The sequence below is a fragment of the Dactylosporangium sp. NPDC051541 genome (assembly GCF_044454505.1).
Lineage (GTDB): Bacteria > Actinomycetota > Actinomycetes > Mycobacteriales > Micromonosporaceae > Dactylosporangium.
In genome coordinates this window covers 147,524-162,217 of record NZ_JBITDU010000016.1, presented here as the reverse complement: position 1 = coordinate 162,217, position 14,694 = coordinate 147,524, and the positions used below count along the sequence as shown (strand labels likewise).

The 14,694-nt window shown below is 71.6% G+C and carries 11 protein-coding genes and 1 riboswitch; of the genes, 4 read left to right on the top strand and 7 right to left on the bottom strand.

What is annotated here, in order from left to right; translation table 11 throughout:
- Window positions 1-8: 8 nt before the first annotated feature.
- Genes ACIA8L_RS45755 through ACIA8L_RS45740 form a run of 4 tightly spaced genes read right to left on the bottom strand, consistent with a single transcriptional unit; the run spans window position 9 to window position 7,499 of the window.
- Complete coding sequence (locus ACIA8L_RS45755; protein WP_395914905.1) at window positions 9-1,283, bottom strand: ABC transporter substrate-binding protein; 1,275 nt, start codon at window positions 1,281-1,283, stop codon at window positions 9-11.
- 42 nt (window positions 1,284-1,325) lie between these two features.
- Window positions 1,326-2,348, bottom strand: a complete 1,023-nt coding sequence (locus ACIA8L_RS45750) for a LacI family DNA-binding transcriptional regulator (protein ID WP_395914903.1) — start codon at window positions 2,346-2,348, stop codon at window positions 1,326-1,328.
- 2 nt (window positions 2,349-2,350) lie between these two features.
- On the bottom strand, window positions 2,351-5,653 hold the full coding sequence (locus ACIA8L_RS45745) for a discoidin domain-containing protein (RefSeq protein ID WP_395914901.1): 3,303 nt from the start codon (window positions 5,651-5,653) through the stop codon (window positions 2,351-2,353).
- Between the two features lie 22 nt (window positions 5,654-5,675).
- Window positions 5,676-7,499 (bottom strand): glycoside hydrolase family 127 protein, encoded by a 1,824-nt coding sequence (locus tag ACIA8L_RS45740; protein ID WP_395914899.1) that lies wholly within the window; start codon window positions 7,497-7,499, stop codon window positions 5,676-5,678.
- Between the two features lie 169 nt (window positions 7,500-7,668).
- Between ACIA8L_RS45740 and ACIA8L_RS45735 the strand changes: the two genes are divergently transcribed.
- On the top strand, window positions 7,669-8,679 hold the full coding sequence (locus ACIA8L_RS45735; RefSeq protein ID WP_395914897.1) for a LacI family DNA-binding transcriptional regulator: 1,011 nt from the start codon (window positions 7,669-7,671) through the stop codon (window positions 8,677-8,679).
- A gap of 85 nt (window positions 8,680-8,764) precedes the next feature.
- Complete coding sequence (locus tag ACIA8L_RS45730) at window positions 8,765-11,113, top strand: putative bifunctional diguanylate cyclase/phosphodiesterase (protein ID WP_395914896.1); 2,349 nt, start codon at window positions 8,765-8,767, stop codon at window positions 11,111-11,113.
- Here the strand turns inward: ACIA8L_RS45730 and ACIA8L_RS45725 are convergent.
- From ACIA8L_RS45725 to ACIA8L_RS45715, 3 genes are read right to left on the bottom strand one after another with little or no spacing between them, the layout of a single operon-like run.
- Window positions 11,051-11,692 (bottom strand): response regulator, encoded by a 642-nt coding sequence (locus ACIA8L_RS45725; protein WP_395914894.1) that lies wholly within the window; start codon window positions 11,690-11,692, stop codon window positions 11,051-11,053. The two genes, ACIA8L_RS45730 and ACIA8L_RS45725, sit on opposite strands and share 63 nt — an antisense overlap.
- Window positions 11,656-12,738, bottom strand: a complete 1,083-nt coding sequence (locus ACIA8L_RS45720; RefSeq protein WP_395914892.1) for a sensor histidine kinase — start codon at window positions 12,736-12,738, stop codon at window positions 11,656-11,658. The genes ACIA8L_RS45725 and ACIA8L_RS45720 overlap by 37 nt, the downstream gene beginning before the upstream one ends.
- 9 nt (window positions 12,739-12,747) lie before the next feature.
- Window positions 12,748-13,146 carry a nuclear transport factor 2 family protein gene (locus ACIA8L_RS45715; RefSeq protein ID WP_395914891.1) on the bottom strand — a complete coding sequence of 133 codons (399 nt, stop codon included), beginning with the start codon at window positions 13,144-13,146 and terminating at the stop codon, window positions 12,748-12,750.
- A gap of 87 nt (window positions 13,147-13,233) precedes the next feature.
- Between ACIA8L_RS45715 and ACIA8L_RS45710 the strand changes: the two genes are divergently transcribed.
- Together ACIA8L_RS45710 and bluB are read left to right on the top strand one after the other, a co-directional pair.
- Window positions 13,234-13,800: a TetR family transcriptional regulator gene (locus ACIA8L_RS45710; RefSeq protein WP_395914889.1), complete on the top strand. Its 567-nt coding sequence runs from the start codon at window positions 13,234-13,236 to the stop codon at window positions 13,798-13,800.
- A gap of 9 nt (window positions 13,801-13,809) precedes the next feature.
- A riboswitch (cobalamin riboswitch) is annotated at window positions 13,810-14,019 on the top strand.
- A 38-nt stretch (window positions 14,020-14,057) separates the two neighbouring features.
- Window positions 14,058-14,684, top strand: a complete 627-nt coding sequence (gene bluB / locus ACIA8L_RS45705) for a 5,6-dimethylbenzimidazole synthase (protein WP_395914887.1) — start codon at window positions 14,058-14,060, stop codon at window positions 14,682-14,684.
- Window positions 14,685-14,694: the final 10 nt, after the last annotated feature.

Here is a 14,694-nt window from a genome sequence, read left to right as displayed (position 1 = left end):
CGTCTCTCTTATTTCTTCAGCGAGGCCGTCAGCGCGGTGGCGCCGTCGTCGAGGGACTTCTTCGCGTCGCCGTAGAGCGCGCCGCGGAACGCGGTCACCCAGGGGCTCTGCGGGTCGTTGTAGGTGGCGTTGAAGTTCTTGGCGTAGGGGGTCTTGCCCTTGCCCATCAGGTTGTTGATCTTCACGACCCGGGGGTCCGCCTGCGAGTACTTGTTCGAGGCGAGGTCGGTGCGCACCGGCACGCCCTTGCCCTTGGCGATGACCTCGACCTGGGCCTCGTCGCCGAGGGTCCAGGACAGGAAGTCCCAGGCCGCGGCCGCGTTCTTGGTGGTTGCGCCCACGCCGATGGCGTCACCGCCGACGAACGTCGACTCGCCGCCGGTGAGCCCGCTGATCGGGGCGACGCCGAGCTTGAAGGTGGCCTTCTCCTCGATCAGGCCGAGCCACGCGGCCGGGCCGGGAGCGATACCGATCTTGCCGCTCTGCAGCGCGCCGAGCCAGGTCGGGCCGGCCTCGTCCTTGGACGCGGGGGCGGCCACGCCCTCGTCGTAGAGCTTGCGGTACAGCGCGAAGACGTCGGTCATCTCCTTGCCGTTGATCTGGCTGGTGGTGCCGTCCTCGCTCATGACGTCACCGCCCGCGGCCCACACCGACGGCCACATGGTGAACACGTTGCAGCCGCCGCAGTTGCCGCCGAAGTAGGTGCCGTTGATGTCCCCGCCGAGCTTGTCGACGGCACGGGCGTCGTCGGCGAACTCCTGCAGGGTCGTCGGCGGCTTCTCCGGGTCGAGGCCGGCCTTCGTGAACAGGTCCTTGTTGTACAGCATCACCGACATGTCGATGGTGTGCGGCACCGCGTAGACCTTGTTCTTCCAGGTGCCGTTGCGCACGTGCGCCGGGGCGACCTTGTCCTTGAACGGCAGCGCGTTGAACTTGTCGGTGATGTCCAGCCACAGGCCCTGCGACGCGTACTGGGGTGCGAACACGACGTCCGAGGCGAACAGGTCGGGCAGGGCCTTGGCGCCGGCGGCGGAGGCCAGCTTGGCCGGGTACTCCTCGTTCGGGTACGCCGTGACCTGCACCTGGTTCTTGTGGGTGGCGTTGTAGGCGGCCGCGTAGGCCTTCGACTGCGACTCGGTGGCGGCCCGGGTCCACAGCGTGAGCTGGGCCCCGCTGTCCGCGTTGGCCGGGGTGTCGGCGTTGGTCCCGCCCTTGTCGTCTCCGCACGCGGCGGCGCCGAACACTAACGTCGCAGCGACGATGCTGCCCATCCAGCGTTTCACGATCGTTCCTTCCCTAGATCGTTCATCGTTTTGTGAGCGCTCTCAATTTGCAAGGGGTGTGGCGGTAGAACTGCGCACGATCAGGCTCGGCGCGGAGCGGAACTGCTCGCCCCGCCGTGAGCCTGTCGAGATTTGGGCGACGAGCAGGGCCAGGCTGTGCCGGCCGAGCTCGGCGAAGTCCTGCCGCACGGTGGTCAGCGGCGGGAGCAGGTACGGCGCCTCGGGCACGTCGTCGAAGCCGACGACGCTGACGTCGCGGGGCACGCGGCGGCCGGCCTCGTGCAGCGCCCGCAGGACGCCGATCGCCATCTGGTCGTTGGCGCAGAACACGGCGGTCACCTCCGGCCGGTCGGCGAGGGCCAGACCGGCGTCGTAGCCGGCGGCGGCACTCCAGTCCCCCGCGAGGGGGGGCGGGGCCGGCCGGGCCGCCTCCTCCAGGGCGGCGCGCCAGCCGGCCTGCCGCTCGCGGGCCTCCGGCCAGTTGGCCGGGCCGGCGACGTGGTGGACGGTGGCGTGGCCGAGTTCGAGCAGGTGCCGGGTGGCCATCGCCGCCCCGGCGGCGTTGTCGATGGCCACCATCGGCACCCCTTCGGCCTCCCCCGACGAGATGCCGAGGCCGACGATCGGCACGTCCAGGGGCTCCTGGCGCAGTGCCGTCCAGGCCGCCGCGACGGGCGCGAGCGTCACGATGCCCTCCACCGCCTGCTCGCGCAGGCGCCGGATCGCTTCGCGGACCTGTGGCACGTCGGGCTCCCGGGCGCTGGCGATGCTGACGAAGTAGCCGGCCTCCCGGGCCGCCCGTTCGATGGCGTGGACCATGAAGGACGGCCCGAAGAGGGTCGTGTCGAACGTGACCAGCCCCAGCGTCTGGGACCGGTTGGTGGCCAGGGTCCGGGCCGCGACGTTGGGCTGGTAGTCCAGCGCCCGCATCGCGGCCAGGACCCGGGCCCGGGTCTCCGACCGGACGTTGGGGTGGTCGTTGACCACCCGCGACACGGTCTGGTGGGAGACCCCGGCGAGGTGGGCGACGTCCCGCATCGCCGGAGGTCTCCGCACGGTGTGCATGGTTAGGCGAACGCCTTGACCTCGAGCAGCCCCACGGAGGCGGTGCCCGTCGCCGTCAGCGACACCCGCAGCCGGGTGGTGGAGACCCCGGTGAAGGTGACCGTGTTGTAGGCGTTCTTCGTGAGGGTGTAGCCGCTGGCCCCGGCGACATCCACGTACGCGGAGCCGTTCCAGTACTGCAACTTCCACGCCGAGGGCATGTCGATGCCGCCCTCGTCGTCGAAGAAGTACACCTGCGCCTTGGTCAGCGACTGGGCCGTCGACCATTGCAGCTCGGCCGTCTGGGTGCCGCTGTTGGGCCAGGTGCCCCAGCGCGAGCCGTCGTTCGTGGCGCCGCTGTTGGAGCTGGTCGGCTCGTCACCGTTGTTGATCGCCGCGCAGCTCTCCCACGACGAGGTGTACGAGCAGACCGGCGACGCCGACAGCGCCAGGTTGGTCGACACCGGCGGCTGGGTGCCGCCCCGGTTGTACATCTTGATCTCGGTGAGTCCGGTCTTGGCCCCGGAGGCGTTGGTCGCCAGCACCCGGACCCGCTGCGCGCTGACCGCGGGGAAGGTGACGACGTTGTAGTTGCCCTTCGGGGTGCTCGGGTTCTTGGCCTGGCCGGCCACGCTGACCCAGGCGCTGCCGTTGTAGTACTGGATGTCGTACGACGACGGCGGCCGGTATGTCGCCGAGGCCGGGCGGCTGTCCTTGAAGTACAGCCGGACCTCGTTGACGGTGCGGGCGGTGCCGAAGTTGACCTCGTACCAGTCCTGGGCGTTCGGCGAGCCGCCGGCGCCCCAGTAGGGCTCGTTGGTCGGGTACCCGTCGGTCGCGCCGCCGGTGGACGTGCCCGACCCGGTGTAGGAGGCCGAGACGGTCGAGCCGGTGACGAGGTTGGTCGGCGGGGTGGTGGCGTTGTCGATGCCGGCCTTGGCCATCGCGTCGACGACGCGGGCGTCGGTCTGCACGACCTGGGTCGGGGCCTGCAGGCCGGTGTACGCCTGGCTGTAGCCGACGGTCCCGGTGGTGGTGACGGTGCCGGTGGCCGGGTCCCAGGTGAACGGCACGAGCGAGTTGACCGTGGCCACCCGGGTGCCGTTGATGAAGATGCTGTAGCCCTGCGGCACGCCCGGGTAGCGGGTCACGCCGTCGGCCGGGTCGTCCCACACGATGCTCAGGTCGGCGTTGCGGTAGCGCAGGTTGTTGACGGTGAAGTGGTCCCACCCGATGTTGATCGGGTTGAGCTCCACCTTCGCGTCGTTGCGCGGCCGCAGCCCGGCGACGTCCTCGATGAGCGTCCAGTTGCTGCTGCCGAGGATGTTGTGGTGGATCCACGAGCGGTAGGTGATGGACGAGCCGTTCCAGTTGGCCCAGAACTCGTTGGCGTCGGGGTAGTTGGTGTTGCCCCCGACGTACTGCGCCCAGGCGTTCCAGTACAGCAGCTTCTTGTACCAGTCGTTGTTCAGGTAGGTCGTCGGGTAGTTGCGCAGCGCGGAGCTGAGCAGCCGGAACTGCACGGTGGAGTTGATGGTGGAGAAGTTGTTGCTGCCGGTGCCCGACGCCGCCTTGTCCGCCTGGTTGGCGGTGTAGAACGGGAAGATGGGGTACTGCGCGGGATCGTCGAAGAGCCGCAGGGCCGCTTTGTACTGTGTCGTGTTGGGGATGGCACCCACCGCGAACGGGTAGTAGATGTTGATCTCTTTCCAGGGGTTGAACGCCCCGTCGGAGGCCATCCGGTTCTCGAACAGGTTGTGGCTGGGGTTCCACAGCACGTTGACGATCGCGGCCTGGATCTGGTCGGCCAGGGTGTTCATCTCGGCCGCCTTGGCGGTGTTGCCGACGGCCGCGTAGGCCTGGGCCGCGGCCCGCGCCCCGGAGTACTGGTAGGCGGACTCGCCGCGGTCCATGTTGCCGGCCCGCCAGTGGAACGACACCGCGTCGGCGTCGTTGCCGGTCAGCGCGCCCCAGTCGTACTCGATGAGCTTGTTGTTGTTCGTGTCGTACGTCGCCAGCTGGCCCTTGACGTCGCCCTCGGCGTACTTGGCCAGGTTCTGCGCGATCGCCGGCTGGCCGCCGTGGATCTGGTAGCTGCGCCAGGCCGCCTCGGCGATGTACTGGGTGTAGCTGTTCGACCAGTTCTCCGGGTCGCCGGGGTTGTCGACGAACCGGCCGTTCTTCGACACCTGCCCGACCGACAGCCAGTCGCCGTAGGCGTACAGCGGCGTCCGCAGGTACTTCAGGTCGTCGATGTGCATGGGCTGGGTCAGCGCGATGGCGTTGTTGTAGCCGAGCGCGCCCTCGACGGACGTCGGGAACTGATACGTCTGCCCCGGGATGTTCGCGTCGAGGTTGTTGAACCGCATGAGCCACCAGCGGTAGAAGTAGTTCTTCGTCAGCGCCGGCTCGGGCGAGTCGAAGAACGGGATGTTGTCCGCCCACCACTTGTTGTAGGTGCGCACGTGGGTGGCGAACGCGGTGGCGTTGTCGTAGCCGGCGTAGGTGGAGTACTCGGTCGCGGACTCCGGGATCTCGGCGGCGATGAAGCCCATGACGACCTTCGCCGTGGCGGTGGCGCCGGCCGCGACGGTGATCGACCGGTTGAGCCCGCCGGAGGAGACGGCGAAGCCGTCACCGGAGAGCTTCGTCGTGAGCGTCGTCAGGTTGTTCTTCGTGCTCGTCGACCCGGTCAGCTCGTTGCCGCTGCCGCTGGTCGCGTAGGGCGAGACGGCCCGCAGCGAGATCGTGGTCGACGCGCTGCCGTTGTTCTTGATCGACAGGTTGGTCACCGCGACGTTGTTGTTGGTGATGAACTTCTGCTGGGTGATGGCGACCGAGCCGCTGCTGAACACGTTGCGGGAGTAGCTCGGCGCCTGGAAGCGCTGCCCCGTCTGCTCCGTGAACGTGCCCGGGCTGGCCGTGATCGAGTAGGCGTTGGCGTTGCTGATGCTCTCCCAGTAGGCGACCTGGCCGGCGAAGCCCATGACACCGGGGTTGTACGTCTTCATGAACAGGGCCCGGCCCCGGGTCATGAGGATGGCGCCGTCGGCGTCGGCCGGGTCGCCGCCGCCGCTGCGGCCGAGCATGCGGTCGACCCAGAAGTCGGTGCCGCCGCTCTCCGCGTTGTAGATCGTCTGCATCATGTTGCCGGTCGTGTAGCCGACCGGGGCGGCCGGGATGGCCGAGGTGTTGCTGAACGTCGGGTAGCCGATGGTCTGGGCCGCTGCCGCCGGCGTGGCGGACGTGACGACGGCAGCGGTCGAGGCGGTCAGGACGGTCGTGAGCGCGAGTGCCAGCCTGGATTTCCAGCGGGGGTGTGGCATCGCGTCACCTCCTCGCGGTCGGTTAGGACGGTGTGGTGGGCAGCCAGACACGCATCGTGGACGGGCCACGACGGGCCCAGCGGTGGTACGGCACGAGCGGCACGACGATCGGCTCGGGGCGCTCGGTCGTCGTGGTGCGGTCGCGGTACGGCCAGGCGGTCTCGACCGGCCGGATGGCGCGTCCCTTCACCGCGCCGGACTCGGGGGCGACCGCGGTGTCGACCTGCAGCTCATCGAGGTTGACGCCGTCTTCCTGATCGATCGACTCGGCGCACATGACGACCGGGCCGACCTCGACGGCGGCACATCCGCGCACGGCGTCGACGCGCGGGTCGGGGAACGTCCAGCGGGGCCGCACCGGCAGGTCGAGGCGCAGCTGCTCGCCGGCGGCGAAGACGCGCCGCTCGACGTGCTGTCCGCCGCCGGCCCAGCCGGGGATGCGCAGGCTGATCTCGCGCTCCCGCGCGGGGGCCTCGATGACGGTGACGGTGACGGCACCGTCCTCCGGATACGCCGTGTCGACCTCGAGGCGCAGCCCGGCGGCCTCGATCGTCATCGGCGTGTACTGGTGGATCTGCACTCCTGCATCGGTCCCAAACTCGGTCGCGGTGACGAAGTAGGTGCCGAGGGAGGCGGTGAGCCGCGCGACGTTGGTCAGGCAGCAGGACACCTCGAACCAGGGGGCCCGCTGCCCGCCGCCGAAGCGCAGCTGCTCGTGCTCGGCCGACGGCGGCTCGGAGCGGGTGCGCTGGTGCAGGGTGTGGGCGTAGAAGAAGGCGCGGCCGTCGTCGGCGACCGCGGCCGCGATGACGTTGTGCAGGACCCGGTCGACGATGTCGCCGTAGCGGCTCTCCCCGGTCGCCAGCAGCAGCCGGTGGGCGAGCATGATCGTGGCGACGCCGGCGCAGGTCTCGGAGTAGGCCCGGTCCGGCGGCAGCGCGAAGTCGTCGCCGAAGGCCTCGTCGAGGTGGCGCGAGCCCATGCCGCCGGTGATGTAGGTGCGCCGGGCCAGGGTCCGGTCGAACTGCCGCGCGACCGCGGTGAGCAGCTCGTGGTCGCCGGTCTCGACGGCCACGTCGACGGCGCCGGCGGCCAGGTAGAGGGCCCGCACGGCGTGCCCGCCGAACGCCTCGGCCGCGCGCACCGGGGTGTCGTCCTGGAAGTACTTCCACCCGAACTCGTGCTCGGGGAGGCTGCGGTGCCCGCGCCGCTCGACGAACGTGGCCGCCATGTCGAGGTAGCGCCGCTCGCCGGTGATCCGGTAGAGCTCCACCAGGGCCGGCTCGATCTCGGGGTGCCCGTCGAAGCCCTCCTCGGCGAACCGCGCGCACACGTGGTCGGCGACCCGGCAGGCGATCGGCAGCAGCCCGGGGGCGGCGCCGGTGCGGTGCGCGGCCACGGCGGCCTGCAGGAAGTGCCCGGCGCAGTAGAGGTCGTGGCCGAAGTTCAGGTCGCTGTAGCGCTCCGGCTGCCCCGGCCGCCCGTAGGCGGTGTGCAGGTAGCCGTCCTCGGCCTGGGCCCCGGCGATCAGCGCGCAGAGCTCCTCGAGCAGCGCGGTGTGGTCGGTGCCGCCCGGCCGGCCGGTCTCCCAGCTCGCGGCCTCGGCCAGCTTGTAGACCTCGGAGTCGGAGAACTCGCGGCCGCGGCGGCGCAGCGAGGCGTCCGGATCGCGAAAGTTACCCGTCCAGCCGAGCCGGTCCAGCCAGAACTTGCAGTGCTCGATCGTTGCGGTGCCGTTGACCGCTTGGCGCTGTCCCCAGTATCCGCCGGTGAACCGCACCTGGTGCAGTCCGGCGGGCCGCAGCGCCCCGCGCGCGGGCGCGACCGGTCCCGGAAGGGCCGTCACGGCCACCACCTTTCACATCTGGCCGAACTTCGAAAACCTTTTCGGGAATGGTGGCAGCAGCCTTCGGCCGTGTCAACGGTCTATTTCCGCTCATGCAGTCGGTGTGACAGTTGTGACGAGCTGACTTCGGTGGCTATGCTGCTCGAAAAGTTTTCGAGAGGACCGTTACGTGGGCAGAAAGCGCGCACAGGTCACCCTGACCGACGTCGCCAAACGGGCCGGGGTGTCGATCGCGACGGCATCGAAGGCACTGAACTCGCGCGGCGAGGTGGCCCCGGCGACCCGCCGGCGGGTCCAGCAGGCCGCCGAGGAGCTGTCGTTCCATCCCAATGTGCTGGCCCGCGGCCTGATCTCGGGCAACACCCGCACGATCGGCCTGCTCACCGACGAGCTGTCGGCGGCCCGCTTCGCCATCCCGGTGCTCCTCGGCGCCGAGAACGCCCTGGGCAACGAGCAGATGAGCGTGCTGCTGTGCGACGCCCGCGGCGACGCCATCCGCCGCCGCCACTACATCCGCACCCTGCTGGCCCGGCAGGTCGACGGGTTCATCATCCTCGGCGACGCCAACGACCTGCGCCCGTCGCTGACCAAGGACATCCCGGTCCCGGTCGTCTACGCCTACTGCGAGTCCGACGACCCGGCCGACATCTCCGTCATCGCCGACGACGCCGGCGGGGCCCGGCTCGCCGCCGAGCACCTCGTGTCGCTGGGCCGCAAGCGGATCGCGCACATCACCGGCGACCCCGGCTACCGGGCCGCCCGTGACCGCGCGGCCGCGTTCACCGAGGTCCTCGGCGCGGCCGGGCTGGCACCGGTCGGCGAGCCGTTGTTCGGGCAGTGGTCGCAGCGCTGGGGCCGGCACGCCACCGCCCGGCTCCTGGCCGCCCACCCGGACGTCGACGCGATCTTCTGCGGCAGCGACCAGATCGCCTCCGGCGCCGCCGAGGCCCTGCGTGAGCTGGGCCGATCCGTCCCCGGTGACGTGGCCCTGGTCGGCTACGACAACTGGGAGGTCTTCGCCACCGAGTGCCGCCCGCCGCTGACCACAGTGGACCTCAACCTGGAGCAGCTGGGGGCGAAGGCGGTGCAGCACCTCTTCGCCGTCCTCGACGGCGAGCAGCACTCCGGGGTGGTCCGCCAATCGGGCCGCCTCGTCGTGCGTGAATCATCCGGTCTTTAAGCCGATCACCGAAAACATTTCGGTACGTCCAAGCTCGAACGTTCGGGTGAGATCCGGTACAGATCAGACACGATATTGTCCACGCGTGACGCATGCCCGCCGATACGTGCTTGCCACGGCGGGTGTGGTCGCGCTGGGCCTGCTCTGGTACATCGCCTACGCGACCGTCGGCGCCGGGCCGGACGCGATCGCCTACGTCTTCGTGCCGGTCACCGGTGGGTTCGCCGTGGCCGCGTTACTGCACCTGGCCCGGTCCGGCATCGCCGACCCGATCGCCCGCCGGTTCTGGCGGGCGATCCTCGTCTCCGGCTCCGCCATGACGTTCGGCTACGCCTGGTTCGCGCTCGACCAGCTCACGCACCTCGCGACGGCGTCCACCCGCAGCATGCCGCTGCCCGCCGCGGCCTGCGTCGCCGCCGGGTTCCTGGTCGCCATCTGGGCCGTCGGCGCGGTCCCGGTCGTGACGGCCGGCGGCACCGAACGCTGGCGGATACTGCTGGACCGGGCCATCGGGTTCTTCGGCTGCGCCGCCGTGCTGTGGTTCGCCGGCCTGGCCCCGATGCTCTGGGCCCGCGACCCGTGGAGCCCGCAGGCGATGGTCCTGGTCGGGCTGGCGTTCATCGTCGCCGTCGGGGCCGCGACGAAGATCTCCTACATCGCCGGCGGGCCCGTCGACCGGGCCGCCCTGCGCTTCCTCGCGGCCAGCGGCGGCGTCACGGCCGGGCTCACCGCCGTCGTCGCCGTGCACTTCGGCACCCGCGGCGCCATCCCGGCCCAGGCGTTCATCATGCCGCTGTGCCCGATGCTCGGCGCGTGCGCCGCGGCCGCGCAGTGGAGGGCGGACAGCCGGGGCCGGGAGCCGGTCCGCGGCGGTGGGCTGCTGCCGTACCTCGCCGTGGCCGCGGCCGACGTGCCCCTCGTGGCCCTGGCCCTCGGCGCGCCGCTGTCCTGGCCCAACCGGATCGTCCTCGTCGCCGCGGTGCTGGTCACGGGCCTGGTGACGCTGCGGCAGTACTTCGCCTCGCGGGAGAACCAGCGGCTGCTGTGCAACTCCCGGGTGCAGGAGGAGCGGCTGCAGCACGAGGTCAGCCACGACGGCCTCACCGGCCTGGCCAACCGGGCCCGGTTCCGCGACCGGCTCAGCCACGCCCTGGCCACGACCGGCCGGGCGACGGTCCTGCTGGTCGACCTCGACGACTTCAAGACCGTCAACGACCTGCTCGGCCACGGTGTCGGCGACCGGCTGCTGGTCTCCGTCGCCCGGCTGCTGCGGGCCGAGTGCGGGCCGCACGGCCTGCCGGTGCGGGTCGGCGGCGACGAGTTCGCGGTCCTGCTCACCGGCGCCCACGAGGACCCGGAGGCCCTGGCCGCGCGGCTCCTCGCCGTCCTCGACGGCCCGATCAGCGAGCACCGGCTGCTGGTGCAGGCCAGCATCGGCATCGCCGCGGCCGGGCCGGGCGCGACCGTCGACACGGTCCTGCGCGACGCCGACGTCGCCATGTACGCGGCGAAGCAGCGCGGCAAGGCCCGCTTCGTGCGCTACGTCGACGGCCTGGGCGAGCCGGTCCTGGCCCACATGCAGATCGGCGGGGAGCTGCGCCGGGCCCTGGACCACGACGAGTTCCGGGTCGTCTACCAGCCGATCATGCGCCTCGCCGACCGCCGGGTCGTCGGCGTCGAGGCCCTGGTCCGCTGGCACCACCCGGTCCGCGGGGTCGTCGGCCCGGCCGAGTTCATCCCGGCCGCCGAACGCACCGGCCTGATCGTGCCGCTGGGCCGCGCGGTGCTGCGCGAGACGTGCCGGCAGGCGGCCCGCTGGCTCGCCGAGTTCGGCCCCGACGCCCTGCTGGAGGTCGGCCCGAACGTGTCGGCCCGGCAGCTGCACGACCCGGACTTCGTCGCCGACGTCGCCGCCGCCCTCGCCGACAGCGGCCTGCCCTGCGAGCGGCTCGTCCTGGAGGTCACCGAGTCCGCGGTCCTGCGCGGCCAGCAGGTGTCCCGGACCCTGCACGAGCTCAACCGGATGGGCATCCGCCTGGCCCTGGACGACTTCGGCACCGGCGAGTCGTCGCTGAGCCTGCTGCGCGCGTTCCCGGCCGCGATCGTGAAGCTCGACAAGTCCTTCGTCGACGGCATCGAGATCGACGACGGCCGGCCCGCCGCGGCCGACGCCCGCCAGGCCGTGGCCCGGGCCGTCATCCAGCTCGCACACGCCCTGGGCCTGGACACCGTCGCCGAAGGGGTGGAGAGCGCCGAGCAGGCCGCGGTCCTGCGCGACCTCGGCTACACCCTCGGCCAGGGCTACCACCTGGCCGAGCCGATGAGCGCCGACGGTGTCGCCGACCTGCTCGCCCGGCAGGCCGACCGCCGCTCAGCCGGCCTGGTTCTCGAGGTAGGCGAGCACGGCCAGGACCCGGCGGTGGGTGTCCGGTGACTGGTCCAGGCCGAGTTTGGTGAAGATCTGGGTCGTGTACTTGCTCACCGACCCCTCGCTCAGGAAGAGCCGCTTGCCGATGACGGCGTTGGACAGCCCCTGCGCCATCAGCGCGAGGACGTCCAGCTCCCGCCCGGTCAGCCCGGACGGTGCCCGCCCCGGCGCCAGGAGCCGGGCGATGACGTCGGGGTCGATGGCAGTACCCCCGCCGGCAACTCGACGAAGGGCGTCGACGAACTCGTCGGTGTCGGAGACCCGGTCCTTGAGCAGGTAGCCGACCCCGCCGCCGCCGGCGAGCAGTTCCCGGGCGTAGAGCTGCTGCACGTACTGCGACAGGATCAGCACGGGCAGATTCGGTACCTGTTCGCGGGCCTGCAGGGCCGCCCGCAGCCCCTCGTCGGTGTTGGTCGGGGGCAGCCGCACATCGACGACGGCGACGTCGGGCCGGTGCGTGAGGAGCGCGTCGAGCAGGTCGGGCCCGTTGTCGACGGCGGCGACGACCTCGAACCCGTAGCTCTGCAGCATCCGCTCGATGCCGGTCCTCAGGAGGTAGAGGTCTTCGGCGAGGACGACGCGCACGGCACCTCCAGCGTGACGACGGTCGGCCCGCCGGGCGGGGAGCCGACGGTGAGCGTACCGTCGAACGCCCGCAGGCGCTTGCGCACACCGGCCAGCCCCGACCCGCTCCCGGCGTCCGCCCCGCCGACCCCGTTGTCGGTGACGGTCAGGGTGAGTTGCTGTCCATTGTGGACAACTTCGATCGCCGCGGTACTGCCCTGAGCGTGCTTGGCCACATTCGTCAGCAGCTCCGAGGCCGCGAAGTACAGCGCCGACTCCAGCGGCGGCGGCAGACGCCCCGGCACGTCGGCCACCACGTCGACGGCCAGCGGATGCTCGATGGCCAGCAGCCGCAGCGCGTCGACGAGCCCCCGCTCGGTCAGCACCGGCGGCCGGATCCCGTGGACGAGGTCCCGCAGCTGCCGCACCGCGTCGGACGCGGTCGCCCGGGCCTCGCTCAGCAGCGCGTCGGCGTCGTCGGGCCGCTCCCGCAGCGCCCGCTGCGCCATGCTGAGCGTGAGCCCGATCGCGACGAGCCGCGCCTGCGCCCCGTCGTGCAGGTCGCGTTCGATCCGCTCCAGCTCGGCCGCCTGCGCGTCGAGGGCCTCGGCGCGGCTGTCGGCGAGCTCCCGGACCCGAACGCTCAGCCGGTTGGGGCCGAGCAGGACCTTCGTCCACCGCGCGTGGCGCGGCAGCGGCGCGGTCAGCAGCAGCACGGTCCCGACCAGCGGGTCGGTGACCAGCCAGGCCAGGTCCCGCCAGGTCGCCGGGTCCCGCCCGATCCAGTTGAACCACAGCGACAGCACCGCGATCGGGCGCTGACGGTGGTAGTCGTAGCCGGTGAAGTACCATCCGAGCTCGGCCTTCCGCAGTTGCGGCCGCACCGGATATGGCGGCTCGATCCCCTGCAACCGGCGGCTGACCTGCGCCAGCCCCCGGCTCCCGGCGACGAGCGCGACGAGCGCCGGAAAGGTGAGCGCCCCGTACAGGTGCGTGAGGGCAAGCGGCGGCAGCAGGACGAGCACCACCGCCGGCACCTTGAGCAGGAGCAGAGCCACGCGACGCACCCCCGCACCCTAATCGCCGAGGGCGCCCTGCAGGCCGCGGGGATCGGGGAAGTCGCGGACGTGCACGATGCGCCCGTCACGGATGCGCAGGATCTGCACGGCGATCGCGGTGAACGGCCGGTTGGTCGTGGTCACGACCCCCGACGTGCGCATCTCGACGATCACCACCTCCGGGTCCGCCGCCCGGTGCAGTGTCGTGACCTCGTACTCCTCCAGCCGCAGCGGTGCGGCCATGACCTGCCGCGAGTAGGCGCGGATCGCCTCGCGGCCCGCCAGCCGCGTGGGGGCGCCGGGCGGCCCGCCGAACGGCATCTCGATCACCGCGTCGGCCGCGAACAGGTCGGCGAACCCGTCGGCGTTTCCGCCGAGGATCAGCTCGCGGCGCCGGGCCAGGACATCGGTCAACATGCGGCCTCCCCGTTTCATTGGACATGCGTCCAATGAAACGACTGTAGGGCGGGACCGCCCGCGTGGCAACACCGGTAGAGTCCGGCAATGACCACACCTCGGGCCGAGCAGCGCCGGAACACCGAGGCGCGGATCCTCACCGCCGCCGCCGGCATCTTTCTCGCCGACGGATACGACCGGGCGACCATCCGGGCCGTGGCCGCCGCCGCGGGCGTCGACGCGGGTCTGGTCACCTACTACTTCGGCTCCAAACAGGAACTGTTCCGGCGGGTCATCGACACCGCCCCCGTCCCCGACCTCGCCGAGTCGCCCGGCCCGGCCTCCGAGCAGATCCTCGCCGCGCTGGCCGGCCGCCTGACCGACGAACCGGCCGCCTCCCTCGCGATCCTCCGCTCGGTCCTGACCAACCCGGAGGCGGCCGAAGCCGTCCGCGGCGGCGCGGCCCGATACCAGAGCCAGATCACCCAGGCCATCCCCGCCGACGACGCCGGCCTGCGGGCCGCCATCATCAGCGCGATCATGCTCGGCATCACCGCCTCCCGCCATCTGATCCGCTCCGACGAGCTCGCCACCGCCGACCCGGCGAGGATCGTCGAGCTGCTCCGGCCGTGCGTGGCCGCCCTGGCCGCCGACCCGGAGGCGGGCCGCGGGTAGAGTCCCGACCGGCATGTACTGATGCGAGGTGCCCGGCCGGCGACGGCGGGGAGAATCTGGGAACCCGGTGCGAATCCGGGACGGGCCCGCCGCGGTGACCGGGGAGCCGCCACCCACACGCGTTCGCGTAGCCACTGGCCCTCCGCAGGGGGCCGGGAAGGCGGGTGGTCTGGTGCTGATCCGGGAGTCCGAAGACCGGCCTCGCGCTTGAGTGCCCCGGGACCGCCCCGGGGCCGGAGCGCAGCGGGAGCCTGCCCATGACGCATGACCTGTATGACATCATCAACCGCCGCCGGGACGTGCGCGGCGAGTTCACCGGCGCCCTGGTGCCCGCCGCCACCCTGGATCGGGTGCTGGCCGCCGCGCACGCCGCGCCGAGCGTCGGCCTGACCCAGCCGTGGGACTTCGTCGTCGTCCGCGACCGGGAGCTGCGGGCGGCGTTCCACGAGCACGTGACCCATGAGCGGGACGTGTTCGCGGCGACCCTCGACGGCGACGCGGCCGCGCGGTTCGCCCGGATCAAGATCGACGGGGTGCTCGAGTCGACGCTGTCGGTGGTCGTCACCTACGACGCCGCGCGGGGCGGGCCGGCGGTCCTCGGGCGGCACGCGATCGCCGACGCCGGGCTGTACTCGGTGTGCCTGGCCATCCAGAACCTCTGGCTGGCGGCGACCGCGGAAGGGCTCGGGGTCGGCTGGGTGTCCTTCTACCGCGAGGAGTTCCTCCGCGACCTGCTCGGCATCCCGGCCGCGATCCGGCCCGTGGCGTGGCTCTGCCTCGGCCCGGTCAGCCGCCTCGCCGACGTGCCCGACCTGGAGCGGCACGGCTGGCGCCGCCGCGCACCCCTCGACCAGGTCCGCCACGAGAACCACTGGGGCGGCTAGCGCGTTTATA